This is a genomic window from Thiomicrorhabdus arctica DSM 13458, from assembly GCF_000381085.1.
Lineage (GTDB): Bacteria > Pseudomonadota > Gammaproteobacteria > Thiomicrospirales > Thiomicrospiraceae > Thiomicrorhabdus > Thiomicrorhabdus arctica.
Genome location: NZ_KB905901.1, coordinates 1 through 19,775, shown reverse-complemented (window position 1 = coordinate 19,775; position 19,775 = coordinate 1). Strand labels below are relative to the sequence as shown.

The following is a 19,775-nucleotide window of genomic DNA, read 5'->3' as shown; positions in this document are numbered from 1 at the left end:
CAGGAGAATCCATGATTTTATTAGAGTTAAAAAAATACATCAGACAGCATGAGCAGGTCACTTTAGCGGACATAAAAAATCACTTTGATCTCTCTGAAGAAGCCGCTTTTGGCCTGATGAATCCTCTTTTAGAACAGGGGCATGTGCAGGAAATAAGCGCCTCATCCTGCTCAACCGGAAACTGTTCTACTGGTTGCTCACAGAATTCAAAAGGTCCGTCCTATCAATGGATGGATAAACGCCTAAAAAACCTATCAATTTCCATTCAAATTATTTAGAATAAATGTATTCGTTATATTGCTCACAACACGTAGTCATTAGCAGAATAAAATAAAATTTGTTACTTGCTAGGATTCCCTCAAAAAAATGAATAAATGGTTTAGAAAAGGTAATGCCCGCCGCTTTCACCGTATTGATATGCCAATACGTTATTTTATTGTGCCTAAATCACCCATTAAGAATCGAGAGATCTACGCGACAGGTGCAGATTATTTTCCCGCGAGCTTACTCAGAAGAATTGAGGCGCACAAAGATTTTACGGTGCAATCCGTCGGTCGCATTCAAGAACAGAACGCTTTATTAACAGAAATATTTAAAGAAATCATTCAATATATTGAGTTTTTTGGTGAATGTGCTCGTTCAATTTCACAAGGACAAAACCCTAGAAAAGACCCTGGTTATTGGATGCGTGTAAAAGAACATCAACAAGGCTTTAAAAAAGCAATTCGTATTCAAGCGTCTTCGCCAAAAACATTTCAGTATTTACAGATGATTGAGGATAAATACCTCATATTTCTAAACAAAATGGTTGAAAGCATCGATCAATCAACCCCGGTCCACTTTTATGTTTCTGGTCATTTGCCAGTCGATTTTAAAGTCGATGAGATGATCGCTACTTTTCAAGCCCCTAAATTTCAAAAAATTCCATTGATTCAAGCCATATTGAATCTTTCAAATTTTATGGATGCTTATTTAGAAATTTATCGACAAATCAATGATGACAACTATTTAAAGCAGTTCCCGCAGGAATGGATCCTTAGAGATGCTAATACAAGTGCTAGCGGCCTCGCGGTACATATGGATAAGCGGTATGATTTATACTCCAGAGTTGATGTATATCTTTACTTCGCAGAACAAGACCGCGTCTTACCTTTTGAAGGCACTGTGGTTGATATACGAACCGATGAACGTAAACAGATGGAACGCATCGCAATCAACTTTGAATTTCCGCATGGCAGAGACCAGGATTTTCTGCAGCTCGAAATTCAAAAACAAGAAATAAAAGAGTGTATGAAAATAGTTCTTTAAAAAGATATTTTCATGGCCTATTGTCTCTGATGAAATTTAACATCATTTTAGCAAAAGCAAAAAGCCTATTTTAAATGAACGATAATGCAGACAATCTTATGAGGACTAAAATTCATGCCTGGAAGTAGTCACGATGTTGATCCAAGCTTCATGGATACTATTGCACTGTCAATCCGTGAACCTGCCCTGGATTTAATCCGCTTTTCAAGTCTCAAAGAGTTACTGACGATTCGATTGGATGGCCCAAGCCAACTGTCAAAAGAACAATACCCTGCTTTATCGCGAGAAGAATGGAATAAAGTTCTAAATGCCGTCATTCTCACTAAAGTCAGCTACTTTCAAGTTCAGCTCCACTTTCCCAACCGTTACATTGATAAATTAATTGAGATTACTGCTTTTGCATATGGCATGAAGGGCGAAAGTATCGGTGAACTATACCAAGCATTAATCCAAGACCATTCACAAATGGCGGCATGGATCAAAAATGCGTTACTGGTTAAACAACAAAATATTAAATATGCTCAAGGTCACCCCTAACCCTTACTTTTTAAACTAAATAACCCTTTTTAACCTGCACAATAACGATCTGGAATATGTTGCGATTTTCTTTAAAAAGGTAAAGCCACCATGGCCATAGCATCCTCAATCTCTTTATGCTGTAAAAACAGAGTAATAGCATGCACTTGCTCACTCGTTAGAAAATCGAACTCGACCCCAATGCGATATTGAAATGGCCGACCTTCCATGAAGACCTGGGAGATGATTTTGCCACGGCAGACCATCACCTCTGCGTCAATTTCCATAAAAATATCCATCTTTCCAAAAATAGGATACGTCTCATTGGTTAAAAAACTAAACCCCCCACAACTTAAATTGGCTTGGTAACTCGGCCACGTCTCTGCAAGAGAAACCTTACGGTAAACCCCTTTTAAACGTTCTAAAACCGTTGCCTGTAAATTAAGCTTTTCAATCATCAACTTAAGGACTTTCGCAGGTAAAATGCCTGAATCGACTAAATTATCCAAATTTTTAACATAACGAGTGGCACTAAACATTCCTTGAGAAGCCCATGGATAAAGAAATATCTTACCGGAAACACTTTTTCGAATCACCGTTTGCAATTCTGCAATATACAGCTCAATCGCTCGGTATAACCCCTGAACTAAAGGAGTGATGCTAGAGCCTTTTTTACTGCTCGGTGGTGAGAATTTTAGGTCTTCTTTAGAGCGAAATTGATAGTCACTTTGTTGGCGTGGATCGTTTGACTCTATCAATAAATCCGTCATCCACCACATAAAATTGATTCTATGATTCAATACAAAAAAGACATGAGGAGCATGTGAACTCGCATTAATGACTTTACCGAGCAGTTCATCTAGCTGACCACCCAACTTCTTTAAATGCGCCTCTTCTTTCTCATTTATCAATTGGCGACGGTCTGCACCTAGATATTTCCCATAACGGTCAACGGGTTCCAAGTGCATCGGGACCTTTACATCATATCTAAAGTAACGCCTTGGACTAGGCATGACAAATTCCTTTTATCTTTAGGATGGGTTTTATTTTTATTGCACTTATTTCTGTTGAATTGGTTGCAATTGCTGACCCGGAAAACCTTTAAAGGTAAATGCTTGGCCAAACCCTTTGACATAGCCACCTGTTACCGGTGTTAACTGAATCAAATGAAAATCCGGTAAACTTTTTAACAGTGTGATGATCTCACCAAATTTTGATTCGAATCGTGTCATTATCCATTCAAAGTGTGAAGATGCTCTGAGTACTTCGGCCAGTTCTAATTGCATCGTCAAACGTTCACGTGCAAACAACTGCTTGGTTTCAATTTCGTCAGCCACCAGTAAACAACTCACCAGGCCTGGTCGTTTTACTGAATCAGGGTTTAATGATGCAGCTTCATTCACTGTAATCCACTCTAGAATATTTTGAGTGTGCCGCGCTAATTCGCTGACAAATAAATAGAAGTGACCTTCATTATCCGTTACGAAGGGTGCCACACTGGTTTCCAAGGTACCTTGCGAATTAAAGGTACTTAACATAAGTGTCGAACGAGATTGAAAAAAATCTAGGCACGCTTGTTGATCTGTCAAACTATTCTTTAGCTCAGTCACGTTTAGTCTTTTCTTATTTTATGAAAGGATCCTAATATCAATTACAAAGCAATCGATAACGTCTTTACCAGCCACGTTGAGATGTCTTCTATCTCATCCAGACAGACTTGATGTTCCATTGGATACTCATACCACTCAATGACATACCCACATTGAGTTAAAGACTCTGCAGACTGCTTGGCAACAGGCATTGGAATGACGGTATCGAATTTTCCGTGAGCCATTAAAATAGGCAGGTGCAGGTGCAAGTGAAATTGTTCACTCATAGGGCAATAGGTTGAGAGAGCCATAATTCCTGCTAAGGCTTGGCTAAAACTCAAACCAGCATGCAGTGCGATTAAGCCTCCTTGCGAAAAACCTGCCAAAACAATTTTATCAACGTCAATTCCCGAGTCAATCTGCTGTTGAACCAATGCATGTATCTCATGACAAGAAACCCGAATACCGGCCGCATCAATATCATTCATAAAATCAGTACTACGAATGTCATACCAAGAACGCATCTCCATGCCACCATTTATGGTGACTGCTTGCACGGGTGCATTCGGAAATATAAACCGAATGCCATGCTGAGTGGGTAACCTTAACTCCGGTACCAGCCCTGCAAAGTCATTGCCATCGGCCCCTAAACCATGTAGCCAAATCACCGCAGCAGTGGCTTTGCTTTTCGGTTCGATAATAATTGGCGGGGCTTGTTTCGCTTCTTGCATTGTCGCTCGCTCGTTTCTGATAAAATATCCCTCATTCTAAGGGATGAAGACTTCATTAAACAAGAATTCTATTGAGATTGTAGAAATCATCTTTCAAATAGACTTGTTGATTGAAGCTGACCTCCCAATAACACTTAGCGCGGGTACTGAATAAATACCCCAAACCAATGGCTGATTTTTATGCATTTATCTTTAAGCATGTTTTTACTGCTGCTGGCGGCTCTTCTCTCAGGCTGTGGCAAAAAAAGTCCTTTAGTCCTGCCTGAAGAGGCACCAGAACAGGTCGTACAATCGGTCTCTTCTGATCAAACAAACTTGCGATTAATTAGTTCTCAGGAATCAAAATGACTCATGCTTTTCAACTTAAAAACGGTACCCTCCATGCCGAAGACGTCTCTTTAGACAGCTTAGCAAAACGCTATGGCACTCCATTGTACGTTTACTCTAAAACGGAATTCGAGAGCCGCTGGCTGGCTTTTGATACGGCTTTTGGAAGCCAACCTCATTTAGTTTGTTATGCCGTTAAAACCAACTCTAATATTGCTGTTTTACAAAGTTTAGCAAAGATAGGCGCAGGTTTTGACATTGTCTCACAAGGTGAACTTGAACGCGTTTTGCGTGCTGGTGGTGACCCTAAAAAGGTAGTTTTTTCAGGAGTCGCTAAGCAGTCTTCCGAAATTCGCCGTGCTTTAGAGGTCGGTATCCGTTGTTTTAACTTGGAGTCACATGCCGAGTTGGATCGTATTCAAACGGTTGCAGAATCCATGGATTTAATAGCTAATATCTCAATTCGAGTTAATCCCGATGTTGATGCCAAAACCCACCCGTATATTTCAACGGGGCTCAAAGACAATAAGTTTGGAGTAGATATTAACACTGCACCCGAATTATATGCCGATGCATGCGCTTGCTCGCACATCAATCCTGTTGGCATTGATTGCCATATCGGTTCACAGTTAACTGAGATAACGCCTTTTGTCGATGCCTTAGAGCGTGTGTTAACGTTGAAAGCGACGCTCGCTGAGATGGGCATTGATATTCATCACCTAGATTTAGGTGGCGGTTTAGGCATTCAATATACCGATGAAGTACCTCCTCCAATTGCGGAATACATTCAGGCATTAATCAACAAATTAAATGACCCTGATATTGAAGTGATTATCGAACCTGGCCGTGCCATCGCGGGTAATGCCGGTGTGCTATTAACCGAAGTTGAATACCTAAAGCCTACTGAACATAAAAATTTCGCTATTATTGATGCCGCAATGAACGATTTAATTCGTCCGGCGTTATACCAAGCTTACCAGGAGATTGTTGCGGTGACACCGAGAACAGATGGCTTAGAAACCAACTGGGATTTAGTTGGGCCTGTTTGTGAAACGGGTGACTTTTTAGGAAAAGATAGAGCGTTAAATCTTAAAGCCGGCGACTTGTTGGCCGTAATGTCTTCTGGAGCCTATGGTTTCACCATGAGCTCTAATTACAATACACGTCCACGTGCGGCAGAACTCATGGTACAAAATGACCAGGCCTGGTTGATTCGTCCACGTGAAACGTATGAAGACCTAATGGGTTCTGAGCTCCTGATTGAATCTTAGTCGATGCAACGTGAAATTTAGGTTAATACTTACCTTAAACTTACCTTAAGGACCCAAGGTCAAATTTGGGTCTTTTCGTTTAGTCGCCTTGTGGCAATAAACGCGCCTGCCAAAGATGTAAATCTGACAAAGGTTTTGCGCCTGGTAAACAGTTTTCCTCCCCTCTTACCCGCACAATCGTTTGCAAATCACCAAGGAATTCATCAGAATCTTGGCTGATTAATGCGCACCAGACGCCTACCTTATCCTGCCAAATGACTAACCCCTGTGCATTCGTAGAATAATCCAACCACCAAGCATGTTGCTGTAATCGAGAGACTTCAACCCAATCCTGCCATGAGGTCATTACCTTTGGCTCTGCTGAGAGTCGTTGTTCGAGATTGGATTTCTTTTCAGAATTGATGGCCATCATCTCCCGCACAAACTCGTCACATCCTATTTTTAACCAGGCCTGGTAGACTTGAGTCACTTCCACCAAATATCTACAGTTGCCAATTTTATCAATCTCAGCGTGTGGCAAAGTCAGGGCTTCAGCCAATCTATAAGCATCCTCAAGTAACGCCACCATGCTTTGACACTGCATAGGGCGACACGGTAGTTGTGCCAGTGCATGGTGCAATTTACAGCCAATCAACTCAGGAAAACGAGCTGCCAAAGACAAAGCCATGGAATTGATTCGAGGTAAAGTCTGCAAAGCCGTTAAACGTTGCTCATCCATTAAACAAATCTCAATTTGCTCGGCAATCTCGTCATTTACTAACCGTAAACGTAAATTACGTAAAAACTTTACTGTCTCAACTTTCTCTGGCCAACCCACTTGCCCAGCCATAATTTGGCGTTTTCCGGATAATAACGCGACAATATCCACTTCTTCCAAGCCCGCTGTTATTAAGCGCCATGCGAGCATTGGAGAATGATCAAGTAGCTCTAAAACTTGCGGATATTTGCCTGCATAATGCAGCAAGGAGAGTTGATGGGTAGGGAAAAGCGCACAGCTATCATGCACCCATTGTGGGATCTGTTTACGCCAATAAGAAATTTGAGAATAATTAGACCAATCAAGAATTCTTAGATTGTTTGGATAGGCTGGAATTTTAGATGAACTCATCGTTAAAGAATCCCAGCTAGGGACATTCAGAACACCAAATTCTGGCAGAACTTTTCGACAATCAATCCACAAGGTTTGTTCAACTTCATCCCAAAAACAGGATTTAGATAACTGTTTTTGAAGCTGTTTTTGTTGAACTTCGGACGGGTTTAAAGATAAAGCTGTTTTCATAGGGTGACTTTAAACCTTTTTAACGATTACCAAGTTGGTGTGACTTTAAAGAACAACGTTTTGATATATTCAGTTTCCGGAATCGCGGGATGAATAGGATGATCAGGGCCTTGATGACCTTGCTCAAACAATTGTACATTGCGATCAATATGACGTGCGGCAGACTGCACAGCCGTCAACAAATTATCACGCGTCATATGATGAGAGCAAGAAGCCGAGACCAAGATACCGTCTTTTTCTAAAACACGCATGGCGATTTCATTGATACGACGGTAGGCTTCAGCACCCTTTTTAAAGTCTTTTTTACGCTTAATAAAGGCAGGAGGATCGACAATGACAACATCAAACTTTTGCTCATCGGTACGCAGGGCATTTAAGACATCAAAGGCATTACCTTGAATAGTCACTAGCTTCTCTGCTACGCCATTTAAAGCCGCATTGATATCGACACCATCTAACGCAAACTCAGATGAATCAACGCAAGTCACTTCTTCTGCGCCAGCCACGGCTGCAGCGACACCCCAGCCACCTAGGTAACTAAAGACATCCAATACGCGCTTGCCTTTAACCAGCGTCTGTAGACGGCCACGAGCCATACGATGATCATAAAACCAACCGGTCTTTTGACCACCTTCAACCGGAATCGAAAATTTCACGCCATTCTCTTCAATGATAAGTTCAGCAGGCATTTCGCCATACACCACTTCTTCATACAAAGGTAAACCCTCTAACTCACGGCTTGGAGTATTATTCTTCATCACAATCGCTTGTGGGTGATATAAGTTTTCAAGGACTTGAACGATATCCTCTTTGATGACTTCCATACCTGCAGTGGTAATTTGCACAGCAAATACATCACCAAAACGATCAATAACCAGGCCTGGTAGACCATCAGAATCTCCAAATACCAGTCGATAGAAAGGCTGGTCAAAATGCATCTCACGCAACTCTTGTGCAGCTTGAATGCGTTTCTTTAAAAACTTCATATTCAGTTCAAGCTTAGCGCTACGACTGAGTAAACGTGCACAAATCAAGGTATTCGGATTAACAAAACCCATACCTAATGGCTTACCGTTAGAGGCTTCAATAATGACTTGCTGCCCAGCCTCAAAATCTTTTAACGGTGTTGCAACGGTATCTACTTCATTACTAAATACCCACATATGACCTTGTTGAATGCGGCGTTCTTCGTTCTTTTTTAAGCGTAAACTGGCTAACATAAAGTTCTTCTTTTTAAAGGTTTTAAAAAAAGAAAGAGGCTAAAGCCTCTTCTTTAAAATTTGGAAAGTCGGGTCTAAAGATTAACCGTCAATAAGCGCTTGATAATCTGCATCTGACATCAACTCTTCTAACTCGGTATGATCGTGCGGAGCAATCTTAAATAACCAACCGCCATCATAAGGCTCTTCATTTATGAGTTCCGGATCATCTTCCAAAGCTTCATTAATTTCAATAATTTCACCACTGACGGGTGCAAATATATCAGACGCTGATTTCACTGACTCTAAGGACATGACCTCATCCCCGGCTTGGGCATAACCGCCTAATTCGGGAAAAGTGACACTCATCATTTCACCTAAAGCCTCTTGCGCAAAATCAGTAATGCCAACCAGGGCATGACCGTCTTCATTGATGTAAACCCACTCATGAGTCTCTGCATATTTAAGATGATGTGGTAATACACTCATTGCTATTTGCTCCCTGCATTTAATAGCAAAATCATATCACTAATTAACTTCGATATCTGAAAAGTTTTAAGGCCTTTGGATAACGTCGCCTTCGGCGACAACGACACGATTTCTACCTAATTCTTTAGCGCTATATAGGGCATTATCAACTCGTTTTAAAATCGTTTTTTCATTATCCCATTTCGTTACCTGGCCCACACCAAAACTAATGGTGAGTTTTGACGGAAACTCACTTGTAGAAACCTTCTCTATCGTTGATCTTAATCGTTCAGCACTCTTTTCGGCTTCAATCAGACCCGTTTCAGGCATAATAATGGCAAATTCTTCCCCGCCAAAACGACACAATATATCTGTTTCACGCAGTAGCGACTGTATCACGGCTGAAATTTCAACCAATACCTGGTCACCTACATCATGTCCATAGTTATCATTCACCTTTTTAAAGAAATCAATATCAAACATTAATAGCGATAAATCACTCTTATATCGTCGTGAACGCTGAATCTCTTTGTTCAAACTACGATTAAAATAAAGGCGGTTTCCTATACCCGTTAAAGCATCCGTTTGTGATAAATGTTCCAACTGATTTTTATAAAGTTCTTGTTCGGTAATCTCTTGCAGTAAAACATTGAATAACGGTTTTTGTAATCCTTCCATCATGCCTGCTTTTACTGAGAAGTAATGAGGCTGACCATTTTTCATTATTTTAGCTTTATAAACCTTTTTTCTATTTTGAAGCACATAATCCAACCAATACACCCCTTGCATATATTTTTGTAAAAAGCCTTCTTCTTTTTCAAAGGTATTGCTAAGGTCTTCATGCTGTTTGAGAAATTCAGATAACGTCGAAAAATCACTATAAAAGTCAAAGAAATGCTGATTTGCATCCACGACTTTATTACGATCTGCTACTAAAATAATGTCCGATGCAGAATCAATGATTTGGCGATAATAACGTTTTCGACCATCCGACTGACGTTTAAAACAGTAGACAATAAATAGGACAGTCAGCAGTAATAAAAAGAGCATAACAGCATAGATATAGCCTGCTAATATCTGCTCCATTTCTGTAAAATCGACTTGATTCTTATTAGAAAATGTAAACCAAGAGGCAATCTCTTGATGGCTATTGTCTAGGATTAAATGTCGCCCAACAATTGTTTGTCCGTGAAGCTGATAACCTCCAAAATGCGTAAAGCCTAGCTTAGCTAGTTTGGCTAAAAAAGCTCGATCCTGAAGTAAAGCCGTTTTATTGACCACATAATAGTCTTCTAGAAACAGACCCGTCTCCGCATTAGTCAACTGTTTACGGAACCGTTTATCCACCAAAATAACGGAGTCAATATCTTCAGCTTGTTTTAAACGTTTTGCCAGAGTCCCAAATTTTGAAATCACCTCAACCAAGCCTAACAACTTTTTCTGTTCATCGAAAATAGGCATCGCCGATTTAACGGAAAGTGAAAAGGTCCCCACACTTAACGTTCGAGTCACTTTAGGATTGGCTAAATTAGCCTCAATATCCTTGCGGACTTTTAACAGTGAATCGCCTTTCTTAGGACTCCAACTTCTTAATAGACTCGCACCATCTGCATCAATGAGTTGTATCCAGACGTTATTGAAATTAGTATTGGTCGCTAGCTGATCTGAAAGTTGCTTAAAATCAAAGTTTACAGGGACACAGGTTTTGCACAACATGGACTTAATATCTGGGTTTTGAGACAGCGTAATGGCAATAGCCATAGAAGCATCTCTTTTATCCTCAATCAACGCTTTGATGTCCGATTCAATCTTTTGTTCATAAGCCGATATCGCGCTTCTTTCTAAGCTTGACTTCCCCCATTCATAGCCCCAGAGCGCACCAAATAGAACCAATCCTACTACAGTAAGCCACAAAGCGATGACATATGAATTTCTATTCTCATACCGATTTTTATTCACATATTATCCATCATATTCAATGAGTTAATTTAACTAGGATCTTAGTAGCTACCATCTTTCCATAAAAACCAACCAAATGCATCAAATTTTTCTAAATCAAGAATAGACTAATTAAGTTAAAATTGTGAAATCGCAGAAGTCACTACGCCCCAAATCACGATATCGGACTCCTCTCTGACCAAGATGGGGGGGTAATCATCATTTTCAGGTACTAACCATGTTCCAGTGGATTTCATTGATAAGCGTTTGACCGTCAATTCGCCATCCAATGCGGCAATCACGATTTTGCCATCCCGAGGTTCCAAACTCCGATCGACAATTAAAGTATCACCATCTTTAATGCCTATGTTTTGCATAGAGTCACCTTGTACAACGAGTAAAAAAGTGGCTTCTTTGTTATGAATCAACTTCTCATTTAAATCTAACCGTTCCTCAACATAGTCATCTGCTGGACTTGGAAAACCCGCTACCACTTTATGACTGTACAGCGGTAATTCAATAAAAGACACATCATTGGCGGGTAAATACCATCCAAACCCAGAGAAGTCTTTGTTTGATTTATCAAGGCCTAATCCTACTTTTGGTACCGTACCATCCAGGACATCCGTACTATTTTTATTGCTTGATAAATTCAACCAAGCCTGTATCGCAGTTACTTTTGAGTGCGGAATGCGCATGACTCTAGTTGGCTCACCAAACTTTCCGGAACCTTTCTTTCGCCCCGATCCTTGCCGAAGCCCACCGCGTTTGTCGATTTCATGACTCATAAAACTTTAAACCCTACCCTTTAGAATGTCTCATTTGATTTATGTAACACTTTTCATAGTATACTAGCATTGCACAAATGGCTCACTGAAATAAACCAAATCATTAAAGAGAAAAAATGAAAAAATATGCTCTGGTCGATGGAAACTCTTTTTATGCCTCCTGCGAAATAGCGTTTAACCCTGCCCTGAAAAGTCGTCCCGTTGTCGTGCTTTCAAATAATGATGGGTGCATTGTGGCGGCCAATCATTTGGCCAAACAGTTAGATCATTATTTAAAGCAGCCCTTTGAGAGGGGGGGATATCATGCCGCTCAAAAAGACAGCATGATGTTTCAACCGTATTTTAAAGTGGCTCGCTTACTTAAAAAACACAATACGGCCGTGTTTAGCTCTAACTACGAGCTCTATGCAGACATGAGCCAGCGCATGCACGCTATCAGCGCGCAATTTGCACCGCGGCAAGAGATTTACTCAATTGATGAAAGCTTTTTGGACTTTTCGAACCTCATCAAGGACGACTTAACACTCTATGCCCAGCAACTTAAACAAACCGTTTTTCAATGGATCGGCATTCCGGTTGCCGTTGGGATTGGCGCATCCAAAACACAAGCCAAATTGGCTAATCACTTAGCTAAAAAAAGCTCACACTGTATGGATGTTTTGGACTTAACCTGCTTATCTCAGGAGAGACAAGACGCGTTATATAAAACGGTCAAGGTTGGTAAAGTTTGGGGAATCGGCAAGCAGCTATCACAGAAGTTGGAATCGCAAAACATCGTCACGGCTTACGATTTAAAGTACTCTGATCCAAAAACAATTCGCCAACAATTTTCCGTGAATGTTGAGCGCACTTTATTAGAGTTAAATGGTCAGGCCTGCTTCCCTTTTCATGAGCACACTCTAGCGAAACTCTCGGACAATTACGCCGAAAAAATCAATGAAAAAAAACAAATTATTTCGTCACGGTCTTTTGGAAAATTGGTTGAGCACTTTGATGATATGCGTCAAGCGGTTGCTAGCTACACAGCAGTCGCAGCAGAAAAGTTACGTGGACAAAAGGGTGCTTGCCAGATGATAACCGTCTACATCACCACCCCGCCCTATCGAGAAAACGTCCTCCAGTATCAAAATCAAATAAGCCTACCGTTGATCTACCCCAGCGACAGCACCGTTTTACTCAGTAAAATGAGTTTACGTGCCCTAAAAAAAATATGGAAACCCGGCTTTCAATATTTAAAAGCAAGTGTCAGCTTATCTCAAATCAACCCAAAAGGAGCTATCCAAACGGATCTATTCGCACCCAATCCACACTATTCAGGCAATCAAAAATCAGACGCGTTAATGTTGGTAATGGATCAAATGAACCATAGAATGGGCAAAGGCAGCCTACAACTTGCTAACAGTGGACTACACCAGCAGAGTTGGAAGATGAATCGAAATTTAATGTCACCTAGGTGTACCACACGTTGGAATGAGTTACAGACGGTTAAGACTTAGAATTTATAAACAGAGTATTATTAAAAAAGTAAATTGGAAAGGAGTTGAACCTTTCGTCTTTGAAGAACGTTATTCTAAGTTATCAGGACTGGCATTTTTTTTGTTATTTGAAAAAAATCACTAAATGGATATGGATATGCATTTTTAGCAATAAAGCCAATCTACAGGCTTACCTTATCAAGGATTTTTTACGTGTATTCACGGCTCAAAACTTTCACACAAATTTCTAGGCGCACACTAAGTATTTATATATATAGTATGATATAAAAGAGAGATTAAAAACCACCCAAAGAGTCTTTTAACAATATTGATTCGCAGACGTCGACAAGACTCATCAAAAAAGTGAAAGGTATGACTGAAAAACCAACGAATGTGTATATCGCCCTTATTAGTGTTCATGGTCTTCTCCGCGGAAATAACTTGGAGTTAGGACGAGATGCCGATACAGGCGGGCAGATTCTGTATGTTCTAGAACTCGCTCAAGCTTTATCGGAAAGGCCTGAGGTGGGTAAAGTAGAAATTTTTACACGCTTGGTTAAAGATAAGACGGTTGATTATGAATATGCACAACCCCTTGAGAAGGTCAATGATAAGCTCTCTATTATCAGAATAGAGGCAGGTCCCGAAGAATACATATTCAAAGAGCAGTTATGGGATTATCTTGATGCGTTTGCTGACAATATGATGGAGTATTTCCGTGATCAAGAGCACTATCCTGATATTATTCACAGTCATTATGCAGACTCGGGTTACGTGGGTAGCCAGTTAGCCAATCAGTTATCTATTCCTCTTATTCATACGGGCCATTCATTAGGGCGTGTGAAGCGAGCAAGACTTTTTGCAAACGGTGTCTCGCCAAAAGAGATCGCAGAACAGTACAACATGTCTAGACGAATTAATGCCGAAGAACATGTTTTGGCTACTGCAGAAAGAGTCATTACCAGTACGCATCAAGAGATTGAAGAGCAGTATGAAATTTATGACTTCTATCAACCTGAGCAAATGCGTGTTATTCCTCCTGGAACCAATTTAGAGCAATTTCAACCTCCGCGCGGCGATGAATTAAACTCAGAGCTTTACCAACAGCTAACGTACTCTTTAACAAATCCAAACAAGCCAATTATTCTTGCTTTGTCACGACCCGATCCACGTAAAAATATTGCTGCACTGATTGAATCATATGGCCAGTCACCTGAACTTCAAGAAAAATCAAATTTACTTGTTATTGCGGGAAATCGAGATGATGTGGATGATTTAGAATCTGGAGCACAGCAGGTATTTCATGAAATTTGGTCAATGATTGATCGCTATGATTTATATGGCAAGGTGTCTTTACCCAAACATCATAGCCGAAATGACGTGGCATTTATTTATCGCATTGCCGCCGCATCAGGAGGTGTTTTTGTTAATCCAGCATTAACCGAACCCTTTGGGTTAACCTTAATTGAAGCATCTGCATCCGGTTTGCCTATTGTGGCAACCGAAGATGGTGGACCTAGAGATATTATAGAGAACTGTCAAAATGGTATTCTTATTGACCCACTAGAACCACAAACCATCACTCATGCCTTACTGGATATGCTCAATAAACCGGATATGAAAAATCAAATGATTAAAGATGGTTTAATCGGTGTAAAACAGCACTATGCCTGGAAATCCCACGCGGAAACCTATTTAAAATTAATCACTCCAATTGTTGAAAAATCAGAGCGCTTGCCTAGAACGCCAATATCAAGGCGTTCTGCTCTTTACAAAGACCGTGCCTTAGTCACCAGTCTTGATCATAACCTTATCGGTAATCCAGAAGCGTTAAGCAAACTGATCGCACTGTTAAAAGAGCACCGAAAATCAACTTTGTTTGTTGTAGCAACCAACAGAAGAATGGATTCCGCTCTGCGTTTACTAAAGCATTACAAACTCCCTGAACCGGATACCTTAATTACCAGTTCGGGAACAGAAATTTACTATGCCCCTAATCTCAATAAAGATAAGTATTGGGCAAAACATATTGAATTTCATTGGATAAGGCATAAAATTAAAGATCTTTTAGACAGTCATCCTGGCTTGTATTTACAGCCTAAGTCAGAACAAACGCCCTTTAAAATCAGTTATTACCTTAATGAGGATGTCACTGACCTTGAGCACATTAACGGCATACTTCATCAAGAAGATGAATCTGTTAATGTTCAGCTTTCTTTTGATAAATACTTAGATATATTGCCTATGCGAGCTTCTAAAGGTATGGCGCTTCGCTATGTGGCAGACCGTTGGCAAATACCATTAGAACATATCTTGGTTATTGGTGGCTCTGGTGCGGATGAAAATATGATGCGTGGTAACACGCTGGCCGTAGTGGTGGCTAACCGTCATAAAGAAGAGTTGTCACATCTTCCAGGTCTTGAGACAATTTACTACGCCAAAAAAAGTTATGAAGAAGGTATTTTAGAAGCTATTGAATACTTTGATTTCTTTGGTAAATGCAGCCCTCCTGAAGAAAATAACAACTCAACCGAAATACAGGAACCTGAATGATAAGACTGCTACTTTGTACCGATATGGATCGAACGGTTATCCCTAACGGCATACAAAAAGAAGCCATCGGTGCGCGTGAAACCTTTAGCCAGTTTTGCTATGAACATACAGTCACTTTGGTTTATGTTACGGGTCGTCATTTGGCATTAATGAGCCAAGCGGTTAAGAAATATAAACTGCCTATAGCCGACTATGCCATTACCGATGTTGGTACACGAATTTATCATCAAAAAGACAATCAATGGCATCCTATCTGTGCGTGGGAAAAAGAAATTAATCAAGATTGGCATGGAATTGAGCCAACGAAAATTCATCATTTAGTTTGCGCTATACCGGGTATTTCATTACAGGAGTTTGAAAAACAAAATTCCCATAAAATAAGTTTTTATATTGACCTTCAACAACTGGATGAAAGTGGCTGTTTCGCTCACGTTAAAAAACAACTTAGCCCTTTAAACATAAACACCAATTTAATTTGGAGTATTGATGAAACCAGTAATACCGGTTTACTTGATATTTTGCCACCTAAAGCCAATAAACTGCATGCCATTGAATTTCTGCAAAAGCACTTAGGTTATGAGGCACAAGAAGTGGTGTTTGCAGGGGACAGCGGCAATGATCTTGAAGTGTTAATTAGCCCAGTTCAATCTGTTTTGGTGGCCAATGCAACGCCAGAATTGAAAAAACAAGCGTTAAGTTTGGTTAAGCAAAAAGGTACTGAACAACAGTTTTATCAAGCCGTAAATACAAAGAATAACAACGGTAATTACAGCTCAGGAATATTACAAGGCGTGATGCACTACCTGCCAACCTTCAAACAATATATAAAAGGGTAAATGCTCCTATGAGGCAATCTTCCACAGACCAGATTACACTTTATGGTGAAGTTTTATTTGACTGCTTTAATCAGCAGCAAAAGCAAGAACAAGTGCTGGGTGGTGCGCCTTTTAATATTTGCTGGCATCTGCAAGCGTTGGGCGCTAATCCCATTTTTATTTCTAGAGTAGGTAAAGATAAGCTTGGTCAAAAAATCATTCACCAGGCTAAAGATTGGGGAATTGTTACCAATAATATTCAACAAGATGAAAATCATCCAACAGGCCAAGTGCAGGTCACTTTTATGGATGATGAGCCAAATTACGATATTAAAATTAACAGTGCTTACGACTTTATTAACCAATCTCAAACAATTTTACCTAACCCAAAAGGCATTCTTTACCATGGTTCGCTGGCTTTAAGAAGCGATTATGCAAAAGAACAGTTTCAAAAACTGGTTGACTCAGGAGACTGGGATATATTTTTAGATGTTAATTTAAGAGCGCCTTGGTGGGATAAACAAAGTTTAACTCAGTGGATAAAACAAGCGAAGTGGGTCAAACTTAATATAGATGAATTACGTGAATTAGGCTTTAAGCAAACGGACATTGAAACCGCAATTCAAGCCTTTCAAACCGAATTTGGTAATGAGCAAGTAATCGTCACTCAAGGCGCTGCTGGCGTTACAGTATTAACGGCAGATGGGTTTTTTAAAGAAATCCCTGACAAGATAAATCAATTTATTGATGCGGTAGGTGCGGGCGATGCCTTTACTGCCGTGTATATGCATGGTTTAATAAAAGACTGGCCAATTCAACAAACACTCGCTACAGCACAGTTGCTTGCGAGCAAAATCATAAGCATTCGCGGTGCTACACCTAATAATAAAACCTTTTATCAGTCATTACTTACGACTGATTCACAAAAATAGTTAAGAGCCTATGTACGAAGAAATCTCCCATTCAATGCTAAATGACATTCTCAATCAAATCAAGCCGGATATTTACCAAAAAGACCTACGGCATTTTTATACGCGACTAGGTGCAAACTTTTATGCTATTCATGGTTTATTCGGCAAGCTGTATGGCGATAGAGAAGATTTTGAGCAACAAGCTTTAAAGCTGGTTGAAACCATGGCCAGAAAATACATTAAACGCTCTGATGAATTAAAACAACAAGACATAGAACGTGAACGAGACTACAACTGGTTCTTAAATCAAAAATGGGTGGGAATGGCGCTATATGCCAATGGTTTTGCTAAAGATATTAAAGATATGCAAAGCCATTTAAGTTACCTGCAAGAACTTGGTGTAAACCTTGTACATATTATGCCAATTATGAAATGCCCAGAAGGACAGAGTGACGGTGGCTATGCTGTAAGTAATTTTAGAGAAATTGATGACCGTGTTGGCTCACTTGAAGATTTAAAAGTGCTTTCAGAAGATATGCGTGAACGCGATATATTGCTTGCATTGGATGTGGTTTTAAATCATACCTCTGACGAGCATGAATGGGCTGAAAAAGCCCGTGAAGGTGACCCCGTTTACAGAGATTACTATTACACATTCGAATCTCGTAATATCCCAGATATGTTTGAGCAAAGTATGCTGGAAGTTTTTCCAGAAACGGCACCTGGTAACTTTACCTGGGATGACAAAATGCAACGATGGGTCATGACTGTATTCAATAATTACCAGTGGGATTTAAACTACAGCAATCCATCTGTTTTTATTGAAATGCTGGATGTCATACTCTACTGGGCAAATAAAGGTGCCGATATCTTGCGTTTAGATGCGGTTGCATTCCTATGGAAAAAACTCGGCAGTACTTGTCAAAATGAACATGAAGCACACTTGATTTTACAGTTGCTTAAAGATTGTTGCCAAGTCGTTGCACCAGGCGTTCTGTTTATTGCTGAAGCCATTGTGGCTCCATCAGAAGTGACCAAATACTTTGGTGAAGATGCCGTGATTGCCAAAGAGTGTGAAATTGCCTATAACGCCACCTATATGGCGCTTTTATGGGATGCTGTAGCTACAAAAAATGCCAAATTATTAACGCAAGGCATCAAAAGTCTGCCTAATAAATTAGAACGCGCAACATGGCTAAACTACATTCGCTGTCATGATGATATTGGTTTAGGTTTTGATGATAAAGATATTATTCAAGCGGGGTATGAACCTCAATCACATCGTCGCTTTTTAATAAATTATTTGACTGGGCGTTATGAAGGCTCCCACGCTCATGGCCTACCGTTCGCTGAGAATATTAAAACAGGAGATTCGAGAGTTTCTGGTTCACTCGCCTCATTGATTGGCTTAGAATACGCTACCAATTCAGGAGACATTGAAGCCCAAGAAATTGCAATTAAACAAATCCTACTTTTAAACAGCATGATCCTCTCTTTTGGAGGACTTCCATTGCTCTATTATGGGGATGAAATTGGTACTTTAAATGATGATGCTTATCTAAATGATCCAAACAAAGTAGATGATAATCGTTGGGTACATCGCCCCAACATTAACTGGGAAAAAACCGAAAAGCGTCATGTAACAGGAACCATTGAGTACGAGATATTTAATGGAATTAAAAAGATGATTTCGGTTCGTAAAGAAATCAATGCTTTTGCTGATTTTAATAACCGAGAATTAATTGATGTTGGCAACCCAAATTTATTTGTTTTTAGCCGGTTCTCTCCACAAAAATTCAGTGATCGAGTGTTAGTGGTAGCTAATTTTAACAATCAACCACAAAAGTTGAACTTAGAAGATGTCCACAGCTGGGGCAGCTATGACCAAGGTCAACTGTTTGATTTATATAGTCGCCAGAAGCCAGAAATTTATAATAATTCATTAATCATCCCGGCATTTGGTTTTTATTGGCTGAGAGAGATGTGATTGCAGTCAAATCGATTAATCCTGACTAGGCACTATATGTTAAAAGTTCGTTGGTTTTATGCCTTAACAAGCGCTCCAAAAAATAATGACATTTTTCACGTTATAGTTAACAGTTCATCTTAAATAACTCAAGAAAAGTAACCTCAAATTATCATTGGGTTGTATTTGTAGCTGGCTCAGTAACGACTCATGACATTGAGCACATACTTTGTATTTTAAATAAGAATGGCGAGCTAGGCTCAAAAAGAAATGGTGCGCTCGAGAGAATTCGAATCTCCGACCCCTGCCTCCGGAGGGCAGTGCTCTATCCAGCTGAGCTACGAACGCAGATATATGATTGCCATATTATACAAGGTTTTAAGGCTATGTTTTATAAATCACCATGGTTGCCTATTGTAAAATAGAGATTGAATATTAACACGGTCAACTTAGCCAAAACTTACTTCTCAAGTCTCTATAAACGCTAAATTTAAACGTAACAACACCCTTGTATACAGTCAACACTTGGCAATACGCATGAATTCTACCCAAAAAAAAACCCGCGAAGCCTAAGGCAACACGGGTTTTTAGAATATAAGCTTGGCAATGACCTACTCTCACATGGGAACTCCCACACTACC

At 40.0% G+C, this 19,775-nt stretch carries 18 protein-coding genes and 1 tRNA gene; 10 read left to right on the top strand and 9 right to left on the bottom strand.

Going from position 1 to position 19,775, the window contains the following annotated elements; all coding sequences use genetic code 11:
- Positions 1–11 precede the first annotated feature (11 nt).
- The 3 genes from F612_RS0109680 (at position 12) to F612_RS0109670 (ending at position 1,845) form a co-directional block, all read left to right on the top strand.
- Entirely contained in the window at positions 12–278 is a 267-nt protein-coding gene (locus F612_RS0109680; protein WP_019557569.1) for a FeoC-like transcriptional regulator, read from the top strand.
- An 88-nt stretch (positions 279–366) separates the two neighbouring features.
- Positions 367–1,308, top strand: a complete 942-nt coding sequence (locus F612_RS0109675) for a PilZ domain-containing protein (RefSeq protein ID WP_019557568.1) — start codon at positions 367–369, stop codon at positions 1,306–1,308.
- Between the two features lie 114 nt (positions 1,309–1,422).
- Positions 1,423–1,845: a hypothetical protein gene (locus F612_RS0109670; protein WP_019557567.1), complete on the top strand. Its 423-nt coding sequence runs from the start codon at positions 1,423–1,425 to the stop codon at positions 1,843–1,845.
- 71 nt (positions 1,846–1,916) lie between these two features.
- Here the strand turns inward: F612_RS0109670 and F612_RS0109665 are convergent, their stop codons facing one another.
- Genes F612_RS0109665 through F612_RS0109655 form a run of 3 tightly spaced genes read right to left on the bottom strand, consistent with a single transcriptional unit; the run spans position 1,917 to position 4,144 of the window.
- Positions 1,917–2,837, bottom strand: coding sequence for a PilZ domain-containing protein (locus F612_RS0109665; RefSeq protein WP_157760536.1), 921 nt, complete (start codon positions 2,835–2,837; stop codon positions 1,917–1,919).
- Between the two features lie 45 nt (positions 2,838–2,882).
- Positions 2,883–3,434, bottom strand: a complete 552-nt coding sequence (locus tag F612_RS0109660) for a HugZ family pyridoxamine 5'-phosphate oxidase (RefSeq protein ID WP_019557565.1) — start codon at positions 3,432–3,434, stop codon at positions 2,883–2,885.
- A gap of 41 nt (positions 3,435–3,475) precedes the next feature.
- Positions 3,476–4,144 (bottom strand): alpha/beta hydrolase, encoded by a 669-nt coding sequence (locus F612_RS0109655; RefSeq protein ID WP_019557564.1) that lies wholly within the window; start codon positions 4,142–4,144, stop codon positions 3,476–3,478.
- A 180-nt stretch (positions 4,145–4,324) separates the two neighbouring features.
- On the opposite strand from F612_RS0109655, the gene lptM reads away from it, so the two are divergent.
- Together lptM and lysA are read left to right on the top strand one after the other, a co-directional pair.
- Entirely contained in the window at positions 4,325–4,492 is a 168-nt protein-coding gene (gene lptM / locus F612_RS13260) for an LPS translocon maturation chaperone LptM (protein ID WP_019557563.1), read from the top strand.
- On the top strand, positions 4,489–5,742 hold the full coding sequence (gene lysA, locus F612_RS0109645) for a diaminopimelate decarboxylase (RefSeq protein WP_019557562.1): 1,254 nt from the start codon (positions 4,489–4,491) through the stop codon (positions 5,740–5,742). Before lptM ends, lysA begins: the two co-directional genes overlap by 4 nt.
- A gap of 79 nt (positions 5,743–5,821) precedes the next feature.
- On the opposite strand, the gene F612_RS0109640 is transcribed toward lysA, so the two are convergent.
- The 5 genes from F612_RS0109640 to F612_RS0109620 form a co-directional block, all read right to left on the bottom strand.
- The gene (locus F612_RS0109640; RefSeq protein ID WP_019557561.1) at positions 5,822–7,021 is read right to left on the bottom strand and encodes a hypothetical protein; all 1,200 of its coding nucleotides are present in this window, start codon (positions 7,019–7,021) and stop codon (positions 5,822–5,824) included.
- Between the two features lie 26 nt (positions 7,022–7,047).
- Entirely contained in the window at positions 7,048–8,241 is a 1,194-nt protein-coding gene (locus F612_RS0109635) for a class I SAM-dependent rRNA methyltransferase (RefSeq protein ID WP_019557560.1), read from the bottom strand.
- 81 nt (positions 8,242–8,322) lie between these two features.
- Positions 8,323–8,709: a glycine cleavage system protein GcvH gene (gcvH, locus tag F612_RS0109630; RefSeq protein ID WP_019557559.1), complete on the bottom strand. Its 387-nt coding sequence runs from the start codon at positions 8,707–8,709 to the stop codon at positions 8,323–8,325.
- 66 nt (positions 8,710–8,775) lie between these two features.
- Entirely contained in the window at positions 8,776–10,647 is a 1,872-nt protein-coding gene (locus F612_RS13025; RefSeq protein ID WP_019557558.1) for a sensor domain-containing diguanylate cyclase, read from the bottom strand.
- Between the two features lie 116 nt (positions 10,648–10,763).
- Positions 10,764–11,414 carry a LexA family protein gene (locus F612_RS0109620; protein WP_019557557.1) on the bottom strand — a complete coding sequence of 217 codons (651 nt, stop codon included), beginning with the start codon at positions 11,412–11,414 and terminating at the stop codon, positions 10,764–10,766.
- A 116-nt stretch (positions 11,415–11,530) separates the two neighbouring features.
- Here F612_RS0109620 and F612_RS0109615 point away from each other — a divergent pair, with 116 nt between their 5' ends.
- The 5 genes from F612_RS0109615 to F612_RS0109595 all read left to right on the top strand — a co-directional run bounded on the left by F612_RS0109615 (position 11,531) and on the right by F612_RS0109595 (position 19,155).
- Positions 11,531–12,910, top strand: a complete 1,380-nt coding sequence (locus tag F612_RS0109615; RefSeq protein ID WP_019557556.1) for a Y-family DNA polymerase — start codon at positions 11,531–11,533, stop codon at positions 12,908–12,910.
- Between the two features lie 351 nt (positions 12,911–13,261).
- Entirely contained in the window at positions 13,262–15,442 is a 2,181-nt protein-coding gene (locus tag F612_RS0109610) for an HAD family hydrolase (protein WP_019557555.1), read from the top strand.
- Positions 15,439–16,278 (top strand): HAD-IIB family hydrolase, encoded by an 840-nt coding sequence (locus tag F612_RS0109605; protein WP_019557554.1) that lies wholly within the window; start codon positions 15,439–15,441, stop codon positions 16,276–16,278. Before F612_RS0109610 ends, F612_RS0109605 begins: the two co-directional genes overlap by 4 nt.
- Positions 16,279–16,286: 8 nt before the next feature.
- Positions 16,287–17,189 (top strand): PfkB family carbohydrate kinase, encoded by a 903-nt coding sequence (locus F612_RS0109600; protein ID WP_019557553.1) that lies wholly within the window; start codon positions 16,287–16,289, stop codon positions 17,187–17,189.
- A gap of 10 nt (positions 17,190–17,199) precedes the next feature.
- Positions 17,200–19,155: an alpha-amylase family glycosyl hydrolase gene (locus F612_RS0109595; RefSeq protein ID WP_019557552.1), complete on the top strand. Its 1,956-nt coding sequence runs from the start codon at positions 17,200–17,202 to the stop codon at positions 19,153–19,155.
- Positions 19,156–19,405: 250 nt separating this feature from the next.
- Here F612_RS0109595 and F612_RS0109590 read toward each other — a convergent pair.
- Positions 19,406–19,482 (bottom strand) — tRNA-Arg (locus F612_RS0109590).
- Positions 19,483–19,775 lie beyond the last annotated feature (293 nt).

Coding starts and splice junctions, on each gene's coding strand:
- F612_RS0109680 (WP_019557569.1), top strand. CDS start 12: ATGATTTTATTAGAGTTAAAAAAATACATCAGACAGCATGAGCAGGTC.
- F612_RS0109675 (WP_019557568.1), top strand. CDS start 367: ATGAATAAATGGTTTAGAAAAGGTAATGCCCGCCGCTTTCACCGTATT.
- F612_RS0109670 (WP_019557567.1), top strand. CDS start 1,423: ATGCCTGGAAGTAGTCACGATGTTGATCCAAGCTTCATGGATACTATT.
- F612_RS0109665 (WP_157760536.1), bottom strand. CDS start 2,837: ATGCCTAGTCCAAGGCGTTACTTTAGATATGATGTAAAGGTCCCGATG.
- F612_RS0109655 (WP_019557564.1), bottom strand. CDS start 4,144: ATGCAAGAAGCGAAACAAGCCCCGCCAATTATTATCGAACCGAAAAGC.
- lptM (WP_019557563.1), top strand. CDS start 4,325: ATGCATTTATCTTTAAGCATGTTTTTACTGCTGCTGGCGGCTCTTCTC.
- lysA (WP_019557562.1), top strand. CDS start 4,489: ATGACTCATGCTTTTCAACTTAAAAACGGTACCCTCCATGCCGAAGAC.
- F612_RS0109640 (WP_019557561.1), bottom strand. CDS start 7,021: ATGAAAACAGCTTTATCTTTAAACCCGTCCGAAGTTCAACAAAAACAG.
- F612_RS0109635 (WP_019557560.1), bottom strand. CDS start 8,241: ATGTTAGCCAGTTTACGCTTAAAAAAGAACGAAGAACGCCGCATTCAA.
- gcvH (WP_019557559.1), bottom strand. CDS start 8,709: ATGAGTGTATTACCACATCATCTTAAATATGCAGAGACTCATGAGTGG.
- F612_RS0109620 (WP_019557557.1), bottom strand. CDS start 11,414: ATGAGTCATGAAATCGACAAACGCGGTGGGCTTCGGCAAGGATCGGGG.
- F612_RS0109615 (WP_019557556.1), top strand. CDS start 11,531: ATGAAAAAATATGCTCTGGTCGATGGAAACTCTTTTTATGCCTCCTGC.
- F612_RS0109610 (WP_019557555.1), top strand. CDS start 13,262: ATGACTGAAAAACCAACGAATGTGTATATCGCCCTTATTAGTGTTCAT.
- F612_RS0109605 (WP_019557554.1), top strand. CDS start 15,439: ATGATAAGACTGCTACTTTGTACCGATATGGATCGAACGGTTATCCCT.
- F612_RS0109600 (WP_019557553.1), top strand. CDS start 16,287: ATGAGGCAATCTTCCACAGACCAGATTACACTTTATGGTGAAGTTTTA.
- F612_RS0109595 (WP_019557552.1), top strand. CDS start 17,200: ATGTACGAAGAAATCTCCCATTCAATGCTAAATGACATTCTCAATCAA.